The following is a 14,289-nucleotide window of genomic DNA, read 5'->3' on the forward strand; positions in this document are numbered from 1 at the left end:
TATTTAATAAATATTCTTTCAATGAGAATTATATGGATTCGGAAACGCTTCGAATATTTGCCGCTGTAGCGGCGGAGCTGAGTATCACGCGCGCTGCGGCGCGGCTGGGCAGGGCGCCGTCCAACGTCACCACACGGATACAGCAGCTGGAGATCGATCTGGGCACGGAGTTGTTCGTGCGAACGGGTAAGCGCCTGTCCCTGTCGCCGGCCGGAGAACGTCTGGTCGACTACGGTGCCCGAATGTTGGCACTGGAGGACGAGGCGCGGCAGGTGGTGAGCGGCGGCGGCCATGCGGGCGTATTGCGCCTTGGCAGCATGGAAAGTACGGCGGCGGCGCGGCTGCCGGCCATATTGGCGGCCTTTCACCAACGGCAGCCAGCCACGCGCATGCAGCTGCAGACTGGTCCATCGATGCCGCTGCTGGAGCAGGTGCGTAACGGGCAACTCGACTGCGCCTTTGTTGCTCTGCCGGCTGATTTTGGCGGTGTTGAAGCCTTGGCTGACCTGGGCCTGCAGGCGCGGGCTGTCTGGCGTGAACAGCTCCTGCTGGCGATGCCGTCTGGAGCATTGGCAGGCGGTGATATTGATCATCTGGCCATTCGTTCGCTCGCGGCGTTTCCTCAGGGGTGCACCTACCGGGGTGTCGCCGAAGCGTTGTTGGGGCTGCACGGGTCGACCGAGTGGCGCGTGCAGGAGATGGCGTCCTATCACGCGATGATCGCCTGCGTGGCAGCCGGGGGCTGCGTAACGTTACTGCCCGAGAGCGTGCTGAATCTGAGCCCTGCGCGGGAGCAACTGCAGACATGGCCAGCGGGGCCGGCTGATACGCTGCTGGTGTGGCGTGAGCGCTCCTTCACGCCCGCCCTTGAGCATCTGTTGGCGTTGCTGCCGGAGGTCGCTGATGGCGCGGATGCTTGATCTGCGCTCGGCAACGGAGGCGGCGCTGATCCTGGTCATCGGCATGGGGTTTGGGCGCTTTGCCTTTACCGCCATTTATCCGCTTATGGTGGAAGAGGGCGTTATCACGCTGCAGGGCGGCAGTATCGCGGCCTCTGCCAACTACGCCGGTTATCTGCTGGGCGCTCTGCTTTTGATGTGGGCTCGCAGTCATCGGGCAAACCTGCTCTGCGTGGTAGCTACGCTGGGCACGGCGGCCTGCCTGGCGGTGCTGGCCATGCTGACATCTGTCTGGGCGATTGTTGTGGTACGCCTGCTGGCGGGCGTGCTCAGCGCTGTGGCTATGGTGGCCGGGTCGTTGTGGCTGTTTGAGCACCGAGCGCAGTTTGCTGGTGCGCCGCTGTTGTACGCCGGCGTGGGCGTGGGTATCGCCATGTCTGCCGAGCTGTTGGTGCTGGGCGGACAGTTTGGTTTGCATAGCGGCGGGATGTGGCTGCTGCTCGGCGCCGCTGCGTTTGCGCTGAGCCTGCTTGCGCTGCCCGGTTTGTTGTTCACTCCGGCTGTGGCGGCAGGCTTGTCAGCAGATAGCGCCAGGAGCCGTGCGCCGTCTGTTGCGGCAGTGCCGCTGGTCCTTCTTTATGGTCTGGCCGGGCTCGGCTATATCGTTACGGCAACCTATCTGCCGGTGCTGGTTCGCGACAGCTTTCCAGATCTGAACGCAGCCCATGTCTGGGCGGTATTTGGGGTGGGGGCTGCGCCCTCGTGTTTTCTCTGGCATCAGGTGCATGAGCGGCTCGGCACCCGCGCAGCCTTGCGGCTCAACCTGCTGGTTCAGGCCTGCGGTGTGGCGTTGCCGGTGTTGCTGCCATCAACCATCGGATTCACTCTGAGTGCCTTGCTGGTTGGTGGCACCTTTATGGGGACCGTGACCATCGCCATGCCTGCGGCGCAGCGCGCTGCGCGGCAAGGCGGTGCCAACCTTATGGCTATCATGACACTGGCTTACGGGGTGGGGCAGATTCTTGGTCCGCTGATGGCTGATCGGCTGCACGCGGTGTTTCTGAGTTTTAACAGCGCGCTGCTGGCCGCTGCCGCGGCGTTGCTGTTGGCAGCGGCCTTGTCGTTGCGTCTTTAGCCTCGCAGCAGGGTTATTTGGGGAGCAGGGCGGTGATGATCAGGCGCGCACCAAAGCCCTCTGGGCCGTTCTCGGTGCTGTCTACCCAGTAGCGCAGGCCGCCACCGATACTGAACAACTGGCCGCCAACCGGCACCACCTTGGATACGACAAAGTTGATGGGCACCGCGCTGTCGTGGTTTTCCCAGTCGTGGGTGGCTTCGCTGTTGAGGGTGTAGGTCACGGCCGACGGTGTGGTCTAGCTGCCGAACGGTTGAATGAAGGTGCTGTTGATATCGGTGCGCCGCTCGGCGTCTGCCACATCAACCAGATGATTGAACAGCAGGCCGACGGTCCACGGGCCGCTTTGGCGCAGGGCGACACCGGTCGGGCCAGCGGCCCAGGTGTCGGTGGTCAACTCGTCTTCCGAGCCGGTGGGCAGCATGACGATGGGCCCGGCACCCCAGATCCAGCCGCTTGCTGTTAGCTCTTTGGGTGAGAAGAACAGACTCTATACGGTATCGCCCGTACCGGTCTGGCTGCCAGCGCCGGGGAAGACGGCACTTTGGTGGGAGACCGGCAAGATGGTGCGTGAGATAAGGTTCCAGTCTTCGCTGATCGAGATGGCGATGACCGGCTGGATGTTCAGCGTGTGCCGGTCGCCATTGTTGCCGGGGCCAATGTTGTGATCGTAGTTGTACTGAAACGGCACGCTGATCAATGCCGCCACCGGGTTGCTGAGTGACTTGGCGAGGTCGGCGGCGGCCTGGTCGGCGCTGGCGCTGAGTGTGTGCAGGGCGGCGAGCATCGCCAGTGCGCTGATGGGGATAATCCGAGGCATGAGGCTGGTCCTTTCCTTGGCGTCAGGGTGGTCTTGGTTGTGTCGGTGTAGTCACGCTGCTAGTGGTTGCATGGGCCTAATGGGCGACCTGTCGCAGAAATTGCCATTCAGCTCATTGATAGCGCTGCGATCATGACATGCCTAGTGGTTTCGGTTGCCTGGTCTATCGGTGAGACTCCTTGAAACGCCCGTTCCAGAGGTGTTTGTCTTGCTTTCGGCAAGGCTGGATAACAAGAGAGGTCAGCTCATGCAACAGCCACAACAGGCAAAGAACGCCTGGCGGGTCCTTTTTCTGCTGTTCCTGGCGAACATGTTCAACTTTTTCGACCGCACCATCCCGGCCATCATCATCGAGCCGCTGCGCATGGAGTGGGATCTGAGTGATTTCCAACTGGGCCTGGGCGGCACTGCCTTCACGGTTGTTTATGCGCTGGCTGGTATTCAGCTGGGGCGCATGGCTGACGTTGGTTCGCGCCGCAAGATCATGGGCTGGGGCCTGGCGGTGTGGAGTGGCTTTACCGCGCTGACCGGTGCGGCCTGGAACTTCTGGAGCTTCCTGATCATTCGCATGGGTGTTGGCGTGGGCGAGGCCAGCTATGCGCCGGCGGCCAACTCCTTGATCGGCGACCTGTTCCCGGCGCACAAGCGCGCACGGGCAATGGGCATCTTCATGCTCGGTTTGCCGCTTGGCCTGCTGCTGGCCTTCTTCACGGTCGGCGCGATGGTCGAGGCTTTCGACAGCTGGCGTGCGCCGTTCTATATCGCCGCAGTGCCGGGGCTGCTGCTCGCAGTGTTCGTCTTCATGATCAAGGAGCCTGCACGGGGCGCCGCAGAGGTCGTTAAGACCAGTGCCGCGCCGGTGGACAAGCCGATGCGCAAGATCTTTGCCGTGCGCACCTTCTGGTGGCTGACGCTGGCCGGCCTGGCGTACAACTTCGCTTCCTACGCCTGTAACTCCTTTATGGTGCCGATGCTGCAGCGCTACTTCCATCTGTCACTGCAGGAAGCGGCGGTCTCTACCGGTGTTATCGTCGGTGTGACCGGCCTGGTTGGCCTCACCACTGGCGGCTGGATTGCTGACAAGGTACACCAGCGCTGGGCAACCGGGCGGCTGATGTTTGGTGCCATCAGTATGCTGGTCGCCGCCCTGGCGACGGGCTATGCATTGTTGCAGGAAGAAATCGAGATTGGTCTGTTCATCGCAGTGTTCTCGATCGGCTGGCTGTTCTCCTACAACTACTTCACCAGCGTTTACACCGCGATTCAGGATGTCATCGAGCCGCGTCTGCGCGGCACCGCTGTGGCGCTGTTCTTCGCCTGCCTGTACCTGCTGGGTGGCGGCATGGGGCCGGTGGTCGTGGGGCTGATGTCTGATCACTTTGCCGAGGCGGCGCGGGTGGCTGCCGGTGCTGCTGAGATGAACGAAGTGTTCAAGGCGCAAGGTCTGCATGATGCAATGATCTCCATCCCGGTTGCGCTGCTGGCTGCCATGGCGGCGCTGCTGATGGGCGCGCGTTATTTCGTTGCTGATTCCAAGAGAATGGAAGCGGCGATGGCGGCAGATGAGCCTGAAGACGCATCGGACCAGGCGGCTGCGACGGCGTGAGTTGATCACTGCTCGACAAGAAAACCGGCGCTGGCCGGTTTTTTTGTGCATGTAGCCGGCAGGCTGCTGCCGGATGTTCTCATGGCCTGGGGCGCCAGTTTTGACCGGCACAGCGACGCTGGGCTGGGTAGGGAGCCGGCGTGCTCAGAAAGGGCAGGCAGGTTGCAGGGTATTGAGCAGATTGCCGACCTTGGTCAAGGTTTCCTGGTACTCAAGCTCCATGACCGAGTCGGCAACGATACCGCCGCCGCCCCAGCAATGGATGCGCTTGCCATGGCAGATCAAGCTGCGAATGGCGATGTTGAAGTCCATCTGACCCTCACAGCCCAGGTAGCCGACGCTGCCGCAATACAGGCTGCGACGTACCGGCTCCAGCTCCTCGATGATCTGCATCGCGCGGATTTTGGGGGCGCCGGTGATGGAGCCGCCGGGGAAGGCGCGCATCAGCAGGTCAATGGCATCGCAGTCGTCGCGTAGTTGGCCGGTCACGCTGCTGACCAGGTGGTGCACGTTGGGGTAGCTCTCCAGGCTGAACAGCTCCGGCACGCGAATGCTGCCGGGTTTGCAGCTACGGCCAAGATCGTTGCGTAGCAGGTCGACAATCATCAGGTTTTCTGCCCGATCCTTGTTGCAATCAAGCAGCTCCTGGGCCAGCGCCCGATCCTCGTCAATTGATTGGCCTCGCGGGCGGGTGCCCTTGATAGGTCGGGTCTCTACGCGCCCCTCACGTACCTCGATAAAGCGTTCAGGCGACAGGCTGAGCAGGGCGCCGCCGGGTACTTCCAGATAGGCAGAAAAGGGTGTCGGGCTGCGCTCGCGCAGGCGGGTGTAGGCCTCCAGCGGGTCGCCGCTGAACGTTGCGCTGAAACGCTGGGCCAGGTTGATCTGGTAGCAGTCGCCGGCATGAATGTACTGCTGGATGCGCTCGAAGGCTGCGGCGTATTGGCTCTTGCTTTGGTCTGCGCCAAAGGGCGCGGTCAGGCTGAATGTGCTCGCCGGCTCGGCCGGCTGCTCAAGCGCAGCCAGGAGCTGGGCTTGCCGCGCCGGCGAAACGCTGGGGTGGCATACCAGCCAGCAACGCTGCTGCTGGTGGTCGCTGACCAAGCTCCAGTCGTATAGCCCGAAGGCCAGGTCCGGCAAGGGAATGTCGTGCCGCGCCTGCTCGGGCAGCGCTTCGAGTTGGCGGCCGTAGTCGTAGGCGAGATAGCCCGCCAGGCCGGCACCAAAGGGCAGGGTGATGCCGTCAGGCCAACTGGCCGGGCCGAGCTGCTGCAAGGCTGCGCGCAGGTGTTGCTGGTCTGTTGCAGGGTTGCCGCTGCTTGTGAGCTGACGTAGCGGGCCCGCGCAGAGCATGCTGAAGCGCCCCAGTTGACTGCGCTGGTCGGCGGAATCGAGCAGGATAGGGGCGCCCAGGCTGCGCACGGCGTTCAGCCGTGGCAGCGGGTCTGCCTGGTAGGCCAGCTCGTGGAGCTGGTAGTCAGGCATGGAGTCGCTCTTTGGTCATGCGCTGGTGGCGTTGGCTTCGTCACTCGACAGCGGTGCGTCCGGCAGCTTGGCGAAGTGCTTCTGGGAGAAGGCCACGCGCTCCTCGGCGCTTTCCTCGCGGCCTTCCTTCTTGAGCTGTGCCAGGTGGTGCTCGACCATGTGGCAGCGCTTGGTCAGGCCGGCGTCGTTGGCAATCTGGATGTTCAGACCCGGCCGGGCGTTGAGCTCCAGGATCAGCGGGCCCTGATCCTGGTCCAGAACCAGGTCAACGCCGATGTAGCCCAGGCCCGACAGCTCGTAGCAGGAGGCGGCCAGATGCATAAAACCGTTCCAGTCAGGCAGCTGCACGCCGTCTACCGGGTTGGTGGTATCCGGGTGCTTGCTGATGATCTTGTTCAGCCAGGTGCCCTTGAGGGTGATGCCGGTGGCCAAGTCTACACCGACGCCAATGGCGCCCTGGTGCAGGTTGGCCTTGCCGCCGGACTGGCGCGTCGGCAGACGCAGCATGGCCATGACCGGGTAGCCCATTAGGCAGATGATGCGGATATCCGGCACGCCTTCATAGCTGATGCTTTTGAAGATCTGGTCCGGGGTCACGCGGTATTCGATCAGCACCCGGTCACGGTGGCCGCCGAGTGAGTAGAGGCCGGACAGGATGCTGGAGATGTGGTGACCAATCTCGTCGCGGCTGATGATCTTGCCGCCCACGGTCTTGTACATGCCTTCAAAGCGGTCGGCGATGACGATGATGCCGTCACCGCCGGCGCCCTGCGCCGGCTTGATTACAAAGTCGCGGTGTTCGGCAACGATGCTGTCGAACTTGTCGAAGTCCTTCTCGGTATCGATGATGCCGTACAGCTGCGGCACATGGATGCCGGCGGCGATGGCGCGCTCCTTGGTCAGGATTTTGTCATCGACCACAGGGTACAAGTGACGCTTGTTGTACTTGAGCACGTAGTCCGCATTGCGGCGGTTGATGCCCATGACGCCGGCCTCGGACAGCGCCCTCCAGGTTTTCCAGAACATGCAGCCTCCTCAGCTCTTGGTCAGCGCCTTGAAGCGCATCAGCTCGGTGAGGCGGTAGCCGCGGTAACGACCCATCGCCAGCATGAAGGCCACCAGAATCAGCAGCACGGCCGGGAAGGTGAACACGAAGTAGGTCAGCTCCGGAATGGTCATCAGCAGGTGTGCCAATGTTGCGGCAACCAGCGTGCCCAGGGCGGTTTTCAGCGACTGGGCGCCGCCACGCTCTTCCCAGGTGATCGACAGGCGCTCAATGGTCATGGTCAGAATCACCATCGGGAACAGCGATACCGACAGCGCCTTCTCCAGCCCAAGTTTGTGGCTGAACAGGCTGATGGCGGCAATCACCAGTACAACAAAGGTCAGCACGATGGACAGGCGCGGCAGCATCTGCAACTTGAGGTGTTCAAGGTAGGAGCGCAGCGACAGGCCCAGAGCGGTGATCACGGTGAACAGCGCAATACCCCAGCCCAACTCCGTCTCGCGGAAGGCGAGGGCGATCAGCACCGGAGTGAAGGTACCCAGTGTCTGCATGCCAATCAGGTTGCGCAGGATCAGAATGACCAGTACCCCGACCGGGATCATGATCATTACCTGATACACGCGCTGGGCCTGCAGGGGCAGACCGTACAGGGAGTATTCCAGCAGCGCGGAGGCACTGTTCTGGGTGGTCAGCTTGGCCAGACGCAGGGCGTTCATTTCGCTGTTGCTGACAGTCAGGGTCACGCTGGCCTGACGGCCGCCTTCGAGCGACAGCATCGGGTTGCTGCCGGTCCACCAGACCAGACGGTTATCAGGGATGCCCTGTTGGCCAGTCTCCGGATGGAAATACAGCCAGCGCTCTCCGTTGTAGCTGCGCAACCAGAGTTCGGGCGTCTGGGCGTCGGTGTTTTCCAGGCGAATGGTGTGCACCAGCTCCAGCGGAATGCGGGCGTTGGACAGCAGCAGTTCAATCACGCGTGCTTTGTCCATGGCGCTGGTGCCGCCGGCCAGCAGCAGTTTGACGTTATCGTCGGTGATGTCGTTGACCCGGCGAATGGTCTCGCTGATAAAGGTTTCGATATCAGCCGAGTGCTGGCGGATAGGGTTGATCAGGGCGTCGGCGGCTACCTGCTCGGGGCCTTCGAGCTGCACCGGTTGCGGCGCGGGCGGCGGCGCGGATTTGGCCTGCTCTTCGCTATAACGCTGGGTCAGTACCAGGCGGTAGTAGAGCGTCTGGGTGCCACTCGCACGGCGTGAAGACCAGGTCACGCGGCGGTTGCCGGCCTGGTTGTTGATGTTCACACCGTAGTTGTTGGAGATAAAGCTCTCGTTCAGGCTGACGTAGTCCTGATTGAGCGGAGGAATAAAGAACTGCGCCTTAATTGGTGTACCGGGTACCGCGCGAAACTCGACTTTGGCATCCAGGCTCCAGATGTCATCGGTTTCGTCTTCGGTTACGGGGATATCAAGGAAGTAGATCTGGTAGCCGGTGATGAGTACGCCAAGGCTGACCAGCACGGCGATCAGGATCTTCAGGTGCAGATTTATTGATTGCATAGTTATCTCAACAACTGTTGTAGGTCCGCCTGACCTTTTACCGTCCTGGCAGGCGCAGCGAGCTGGCCGCATCTTAGCATGCGCACAGGGCGCCTCGTAGAGGTTGCGTACAGCATTTATCGAGCCCTCCGGCAGACAGCCTGTCGCGGGTACGGTTCCCCGCGCGGTGCCGGGAGGGGCATTAAGCGGGGTTCCTTATCAGCATAGTCCAAGCGTTGCTACTTATGGATTGTTGACAATCGTCGGTAGCGGGGCGCAGAATTTCGCTGTTTTCTGCTATCGGCTGCTGAGGATTGTAGACAATTGATAGAAGCGACTCTGGATGGGCCAACGCAAACCCTGTCTGACGGCGCCTTTGAGCGTATTCAGGCCGCCATCGTCAAAGGCGAGATCGCACCGGGTACGCGTATCAGCGAACAATACCTGTCGACCACCTTCGGTATTGGTCGCGGCCCGCTGCGCGAGGCGATTCGCCGCCTCGAGGGTCGCCGCCTGGTGGTGCGCATCCCTCATGCCGGCGTGCGGGTGGTGTCGCTGGACTACGCTGAATTGATCGAGCTGTATCACGTTCGTGAAGCATTGGAAGGCATGGCCTGTCGGCTGGCTGCGCAGAACATGACCGAGGACGAGATCGCCGCGCTGCGTGACGTACTCGCCATGCACGAGCAGCACAGCGGACTGAAAGCCAACAAGTCCTACTACCAGCAGGAAGGCGATCTGGATATCCACTATCTGATCGTGCAGGGCAGCAAGAACCGCACCCTGAGTCACATGCTCTGCGACGAGCTCTATCAGCTGGTGCGCATGTACCGCTATCGCTTTTCTACTACCCCCAAACGGCCGAAGCAGGCCTTTGCCGAACACCACAATATTATTCAGGCCATCGCCGACCGCGATGGTGAACTGGCGGAAATGCTGATGCGCCGACATATCAGCGCATCACGCCGCAACATCGAGCGTCGACTGCAGGAGCAGGGCGATGCTGTCACTTCCCAAGGAGGAACAGTCTGATGTCGAAAACCCCGGGTAAACGTTTCCGCGAAGCACTGGCAGCCGAAAATCCGTTACAGGTCATTGGTGCCATCAACGCCAACCACGCGCTGCTGGCCAAGCGTGCCGGCTTCCAGGCTATCTACCTGTCTGGCGGCGGCGTTGCTGCCGGCTCTCTGGGGCTGCCGGACCTGGGTATCAACACCCTGGAAGACGTGCTGATCGATGTGCGTCGTATCACCGACGTGTGCGACCTGCCGCTGATGGTCGACATCGACACCGGCTTTGGTCCGAGCGCGTTCAATATCGAGCGTACCGTGAAGAGCCTGATCAAGGCCGGCGCTGCTGCTGCCCACATTGAAGATCAGGTGGGTGCCAAGCGTTGTGGTCACCGTCCGGGTAAGGAAATTGTCTCCACCGAGGAGATGGCTGACCGGGTGCGCGCGGCTGCTGACGCCAAGACCGATCCGGACTTCTTCCTGATTGCCCGTACCGATGCCATTCAGGCTGAAGGCGTGGACGCCGCCATTGAACGCTGCAAGGCCTATGTTGAAGCCGGTGCTGACGGCATTTTTGCGGAAGCGGCCTACGACCTGCCGACCTACGAGCGCTTTGTTAAAGAGTTGAACGTGCCGATTCTGGCCAACATCACCGAGTTTGGTGCGACGCCGCTGTTCACCCGTGAAGAGCTGGCCTCGGTTGGCGTTGCCATTCAGCTGTATCCGCTGTCTGCCTTCCGCGCCGCCAACAAGGCTGCTGAAAACGTCTATACCGCCATTCGCACCGAAGGCCATCAGCAGAGCGTGGTTGACAGCATGCAGACACGTGCCGAGCTGTACGATCGCATTGGTTACCACGCGTTTGAGCAAAAGCTGGACGCGCTGTTCGCCGCCGGCAAAAAGTAATTATTGGCTCCGGCCCCGCCCAGGCGGGGCCGTCATCTATCTAAAAGAATGATCCGTGAGGAGACACTCGCCATGACGTCCAACACCGAGACCCCGACTTTCAAGCCGAAGAAATCCGTTGCCCTGAGCGGCACTGCTGCCGGCAACACCGCACTGTGCACCGTTGGCCGCAGCGGTAATGATCTGCACTACCGCGGCTATGACATCCTGGATGTTGCCACCACCTGCGAATTTGAAGAAATCGCCCACCTGCTGGTGCATGGCAAGCTGCCGACTGTTGCCGAGCTGGCCGGTTACAAAGCCAAGTTGAAGGCGCTGCGTGGTCTGCCCGCGGCAGTGAAAGCTGCCCTTGAGCAACTGCCGCCGTCTGCCCACCCGATGGATGTGATGCGTACCGGCGTTTCTGTTCTGGGCTGCGTTTCCCCGGAGAAAGACGATCACAACCACCCGGGTGCCCGTGACATCGCTGACAAGCTGATGGCCTCGTTCGGCTCCATGCTGCTGTACTGGTACCACTTCAGCCACAACGGCAAGCGCATCGATGTGGAAACCGACGATGACTCCATCGGCGGCCACTTCCTGCATCTGCTGCACGGCGAAGCGCCGCGCGCATCCTGGGTTCGTGCCATGCACACCAGTCTCAACCTGTACGCCGAGCACGAGTTCAACGCATCGACCTTCACTAGCCGCGTGATCGCCGGTACCGGCTCTGACATGCACTCCTGCATCGCGGGTGCCATCGGCGCTCTGCGTGGCCCGAAGCACGGTGGCGCCAACGAAGTCGCTTTCGAGATTCAGAAACGCTACGACAATCCGGAAGAGGCAGAGGCCGACATCCGCGCCCGCGTCGAGAAGAAAGAAGTCGTCATCGGCTTTGGTCACCCGGTCTACACCGTCTCCGACCCGCGCAACAAGGTGATCAAGGAAGTGGCTCGCGAGCTGTCTGACGAGCAGAGCAACACCAAGATGTATGACATCGCCGAGCGGCTGGAAAGCGTTATGTGGGAAATCAAGAAGATGTTCCCCAACCTCGACTGGTTCAGCGCCGTGAGCTACCACATGATGGGCGTGCCCACCGCGATGTTCACTCCGCTGTTTGTGATTGCCCGTACTGCTGGCTGGTCCAGCCATGTGATCGAGCAACGCATCGACGGCAAGATCATTCGTCCGAGCGCCAACTATGTCGGCCCAGAAGATGTGCCGTTTGTAGCGCTCAAGGATCGTAAATAACAATGACTACTACCGTGAATAGCCAATACCGTGAACGCCTGGCCGGTACCGATCTGGATTACTTCAACGCCCCCGCGGCGGTGGATGCGATCCAGCCCGGTGCCTGGGCCAAGCTGCCCTATACCTCCCGTGTGCTGGCCGAACAGCTGGTGCGCTGCTGTGATCCGGCGAGCCTGACGGCGTCGCTGGAGCAGCTGATTTACCGCAAGCGCGATCTGGACTTCCCCTGGTATCCGGCGCGCGTGGTGTGTCACGACATTCTGGGTCAGACCGCGCTGGTCGACCTGGCAGGTCTGCGTGACGCCATCGCCGAGAAGGGTGGTGACCCGTCCAAGGTTAACCCGGTGGTGCCGACGCAACTGATCGTTGACCACTCGCTGGCAGTTGAAGCGCCCGGGTTTGACCCGGATGCGTTCGAGAAGAACCGCGCCATCGAAGATCGTCGCAACGAAGACCGCTTCCACTTTATCGAGTGGACCAAGACCGCGTTCAAGAACGTCGACGTGATCCCGGCCGGCAACGGCATCATGCACCAGATCAACCTGGAGAAGATGAGTCCGGTGGTTCAGGCGCGCGGCGGCATTGCCTTCCCTGACACCTGCGTCGGAACCGACTCGCATACCCCGCACGTTGATGCCCTGGGTGTTATCGCTGTGGGCGTCGGCGGTCTGGAAGCCGAGACCGTGATGCTGGGTCATCCGTCGATGATGCGCCTGCCTGATATCGTCGGTGTCGAGCTGACCGGCAAACGTCAGCCTAGTATTACCGCGACCGACATTGTGCTGGCGATTACCGAGTTCCTGCGTCAGGAGCGTGTGGTCGGTGCTTACGTTGAGTTCTTTGGCGAGGGTGCGGACAGCCTGACCATCGGCGACCGCGCCACCATCTCCAACATGTGCCCGGAATACGGCGCAACCGCTTCGATGTTCTACATCGACGGCCAGACCATCGATTACCTCAAGCTGACTGGTCGTGAGCCGGAGCAGGTTGCGCTGGTTGAGACCTACGCCAAAGAACTGGGCCTGTGGAGTGATGCGCTTAAGAGCGCCGAGTACGAGCGCGTGCTGAGCTTTGATCTGGGCAGCGTTGTGCGCAATATGGCTGGACCAAGCAACCCGCACCGCCGCTTGCCGACCTCGGCGCTGGCTGAGCGTGGCATCTCCGACGAGGCCAAGTGGGAATCCGGCAAGGGTGAAGAAGCGCAGGGCCTGATGCCTGATGGCGCAGTGATCATCGCTGCGATCACCAGCTGCACCAACACCTCCAACCCGCGCAACGTGGTGGCGGCAGGTCTGTTGGCCAAAAAGGCCAACGATCTGGGCCTGGTGCGCAAGCCGTGGGTGAAAACCTCTTTCGCACCGGGCTCTAAAGTCGCCAAGCTGTATCTGGAGGAGGCGGGCCTGCTGCCGGAGCTGGAGAAGTTGGGCTTCGGCATCGTTGCCTACGCCTGCACTACCTGTAACGGTATGTCCGGTGCGCTGGATCCGAAGATTCAGCAAGAAATCATCGACCGTGACCTGTACTCGACAGCCGTGCTGTCCGGTAACCGCAACTTCGATGGTCGTATCCATCCGTACGCCAAGCAGGCGTTTCTGGCCTCGCCGCCGCTGGTTGTGGCTTACGCCATTGCCGGTACCATGCGCTTCGATATCGAACAGGACGTGCTGGGCCTTGATGCGAACGGCAATCCGGTCACGCTGAAAGACCTGTGGCCGAGCGACGAAGAGATCGACGCTATCGTTGCCTCCAGCGTCAAGCCGGAGCAGTTCCGTCAGATCTACATCCCGATGTTCGATCTGGGCAGCGTGCAGGAGGCGGAAAGCCCGCTGTACGACTGGCGCCCGATGTCTACCTACATCCGTCGTCCGCCGTATTGGGAGGGCGCGCTGGCCAATAAGCCGGCACTCAAGGGTATGCGTCCGCTGGCGATCCTGCCGGACAACATCACTACTGACCACCTGTCGCCGTCCAACGCAATTCTGATGGATAGCGCCGCTGGTGAGTATCTGCACAAGATGGGCCTGCCGGAGGAGGACTTTAACTCCTACGCGACTCACCGTGGTGATCACCTGACCGCCCAGCGCGCCACCCTGGCCAACCCCAAGCTGTTCAACGAGATGGTGTTGAACGACGACGGTAGCGTGCGCCAAGGTTCGCTGGCCCGGGTTGAGCCGGAAGGCAAGGTCATGCGCATGTGGGAGGCCATCGAGACCTACATGGAGCGCAAGCAGCCGCTGATCATTGTGGCTGGCGCTGACTACGGTCAGGGCTCGTCGCGCGACTGGGCGGCCAAGGGCGTGCGCTTGGCGGGTGTTGAAGTGATCGTGGCTGAAGGCTTCGAGCGCATTCACCGCACCAACCTGGTGGGCATGGGTGTGCTGCCGGTTGAGTTCAAGCCGGGCACCACCCGCCTGACGCTGGGCCTGGACGGCACCGAGACCTACGACATCAAAGGGGAGGTGTCGCCGCGTAGCGAGCTGACGCTGGTGATCAACCGCCGCAATGGCGACGTCGTCGAGGTGCCGGTGACCTGTCGCCTGGATACTGCTGCCGATGTCAGCGTGTATAAGGCCGGCGGCGTGCTGCAGCGCTTCGCCAAGGACTTCCTTGAGTCAGAGCAAGGTTGATCCACTACCGGGGCGCTTGCGCCCCGGTGT

The 14,289-nt window shown here is 61.5% G+C and carries 13 protein-coding genes; 7 read left to right on the plus strand and 6 right to left on the minus strand.

Annotation, left to right across the window (positions count from 1 at the left end):
- Positions 1–32: 32 nt before the first annotated feature.
- The gene (locus BM116_RS09245; protein WP_083724139.1) at positions 33–920 is read left to right on the plus strand and encodes a LysR substrate-binding domain-containing protein; all 888 of its coding nucleotides are present in this window, start codon (positions 33–35) and stop codon (positions 918–920) included.
- Complete coding sequence (locus BM116_RS09250) at positions 904–2,034, plus strand: YbfB/YjiJ family MFS transporter (RefSeq protein WP_083724141.1); 1,131 nt, start codon at positions 904–906, stop codon at positions 2,032–2,034. Before BM116_RS09245 ends, BM116_RS09250 begins: the two co-directional genes overlap by 17 nt.
- Before the next feature lie 13 nt (positions 2,035–2,047).
- On the opposite strand, the gene BM116_RS19145 is transcribed toward BM116_RS09250, so the two are convergent.
- The 3 genes from BM116_RS19145 to BM116_RS19155 all read right to left on the minus strand — a co-directional run bounded on the left by BM116_RS19145 (position 2,048) and on the right by BM116_RS19155 (position 2,854).
- A complete protein-coding gene (locus tag BM116_RS19145; protein WP_235846724.1) occupies positions 2,048–2,257 on the minus strand; it encodes a hypothetical protein in 210 nt (69 codons plus the stop codon).
- Between the two features lie 15 nt (positions 2,258–2,272).
- Positions 2,273–2,458, minus strand: a complete 186-nt coding sequence (locus BM116_RS19150) for a hypothetical protein (RefSeq protein ID WP_235846725.1) — start codon at positions 2,456–2,458, stop codon at positions 2,273–2,275.
- Between the two features lie 66 nt (positions 2,459–2,524).
- Positions 2,525–2,854: a hypothetical protein gene (locus BM116_RS19155; protein WP_235846726.1), complete on the minus strand. Its 330-nt coding sequence runs from the start codon at positions 2,852–2,854 to the stop codon at positions 2,525–2,527.
- 247 nt (positions 2,855–3,101) lie between these two features.
- Here BM116_RS19155 and BM116_RS09260 point away from each other — a divergent pair, with 247 nt between their 5' ends.
- The gene (locus BM116_RS09260) at positions 3,102–4,460 is read left to right on the plus strand and encodes a spinster family MFS transporter (protein ID WP_083724143.1); all 1,359 of its coding nucleotides are present in this window, start codon (positions 3,102–3,104) and stop codon (positions 4,458–4,460) included.
- A gap of 144 nt (positions 4,461–4,604) precedes the next feature.
- Here BM116_RS09260 and pabB read toward each other — a convergent pair whose 3' ends face one another.
- Genes pabB through rloB form a run of 3 tightly spaced genes read right to left on the minus strand, consistent with a single transcriptional unit; the run spans position 4,605 to position 8,507 of the window.
- Positions 4,605–5,945, minus strand: coding sequence for an aminodeoxychorismate synthase component I (gene pabB, locus BM116_RS09265; protein WP_083724145.1), 1,341 nt, complete (start codon positions 5,943–5,945; stop codon positions 4,605–4,607).
- Between the two features lie 15 nt (positions 5,946–5,960).
- On the minus strand, positions 5,961–6,971 hold the full coding sequence (locus tag BM116_RS09270) for an alpha-L-glutamate ligase-like protein (protein WP_083724147.1): 1,011 nt from the start codon (positions 6,969–6,971) through the stop codon (positions 5,961–5,963).
- Between the two features lie 9 nt (positions 6,972–6,980).
- Positions 6,981–8,507 (minus strand): osmotic stress tolerance membrane protein RloB, encoded by a 1,527-nt coding sequence (rloB, locus tag BM116_RS09275; protein ID WP_083724149.1) that lies wholly within the window; start codon positions 8,505–8,507, stop codon positions 6,981–6,983.
- 303 nt (positions 8,508–8,810) lie between these two features.
- Here rloB and BM116_RS09280 point away from each other — a divergent pair, with 303 nt between their 5' ends.
- From BM116_RS09280 to acnD, 4 genes are all read left to right on the plus strand, one after another.
- Positions 8,811–9,518, plus strand: a complete 708-nt coding sequence (locus BM116_RS09280) for a GntR family transcriptional regulator (RefSeq protein ID WP_407920310.1) — start codon at positions 8,811–8,813, stop codon at positions 9,516–9,518.
- Positions 9,518–10,402, plus strand: a complete 885-nt coding sequence (prpB, locus tag BM116_RS09285) for a methylisocitrate lyase (RefSeq protein ID WP_083724153.1) — start codon at positions 9,518–9,520, stop codon at positions 10,400–10,402. Before BM116_RS09280 ends, prpB begins: the two co-directional genes overlap by 1 nt.
- Positions 10,403–10,474: 72 nt before the next feature.
- On the plus strand, positions 10,475–11,632 hold the full coding sequence (prpC, locus tag BM116_RS09290) for a bifunctional 2-methylcitrate synthase/citrate synthase (protein ID WP_083724155.1): 1,158 nt from the start codon (positions 10,475–10,477) through the stop codon (positions 11,630–11,632).
- Between the two features lie 2 nt (positions 11,633–11,634).
- Positions 11,635–14,259: a Fe/S-dependent 2-methylisocitrate dehydratase AcnD gene (acnD, locus tag BM116_RS09295; protein WP_083724157.1), complete on the plus strand. Its 2,625-nt coding sequence runs from the start codon at positions 11,635–11,637 to the stop codon at positions 14,257–14,259.
- Positions 14,260–14,289: the final 30 nt, after the last annotated feature.

The sequence above is a fragment of the Halopseudomonas pachastrellae genome (assembly GCF_900114765.1).
Taxonomy (GTDB): Bacteria; Pseudomonadota; Gammaproteobacteria; order Pseudomonadales; family Pseudomonadaceae; genus Halopseudomonas; species Halopseudomonas pachastrellae.

Excerpts from the sequence above, each read along its gene's own strand:
- BM116_RS09245 (WP_083724139.1), top strand. The coding sequence starts at position 33 with ATGGATTCGGAAACGCTTCGAATATTTGCCGCTGTAGCGGCGGAGCTG.
- BM116_RS09250 (WP_083724141.1), top strand. The coding sequence starts at position 904 with ATGGCGCGGATGCTTGATCTGCGCTCGGCAACGGAGGCGGCGCTGATC.
- BM116_RS19150 (WP_235846725.1), bottom strand. The coding sequence starts at position 2,458 with ATGCTGCCCACCGGCTCGGAAGACGAGTTGACCACCGACACCTGGGCC.
- BM116_RS19155 (WP_235846726.1), bottom strand. The coding sequence starts at position 2,854 with ATGCCTCGGATTATCCCCATCAGCGCACTGGCGATGCTCGCCGCCCTG.
- BM116_RS09260 (WP_083724143.1), top strand. The coding sequence starts at position 3,102 with ATGCAACAGCCACAACAGGCAAAGAACGCCTGGCGGGTCCTTTTTCTG.
- pabB (WP_083724145.1), bottom strand. The coding sequence starts at position 5,945 with ATGCCTGACTACCAGCTCCACGAGCTGGCCTACCAGGCAGACCCGCTG.
- BM116_RS09270 (WP_083724147.1), bottom strand. The coding sequence starts at position 6,971 with ATGTTCTGGAAAACCTGGAGGGCGCTGTCCGAGGCCGGCGTCATGGGC.
- rloB (WP_083724149.1), bottom strand. The coding sequence starts at position 8,507 with ATGCAATCAATAAATCTGCACCTGAAGATCCTGATCGCCGTGCTGGTC.
- prpB (WP_083724153.1), top strand. The coding sequence starts at position 9,518 with ATGTCGAAAACCCCGGGTAAACGTTTCCGCGAAGCACTGGCAGCCGAA.
- prpC (WP_083724155.1), top strand. The coding sequence starts at position 10,475 with ATGACGTCCAACACCGAGACCCCGACTTTCAAGCCGAAGAAATCCGTT.
- acnD (WP_083724157.1), top strand. The coding sequence starts at position 11,635 with ATGACTACTACCGTGAATAGCCAATACCGTGAACGCCTGGCCGGTACC.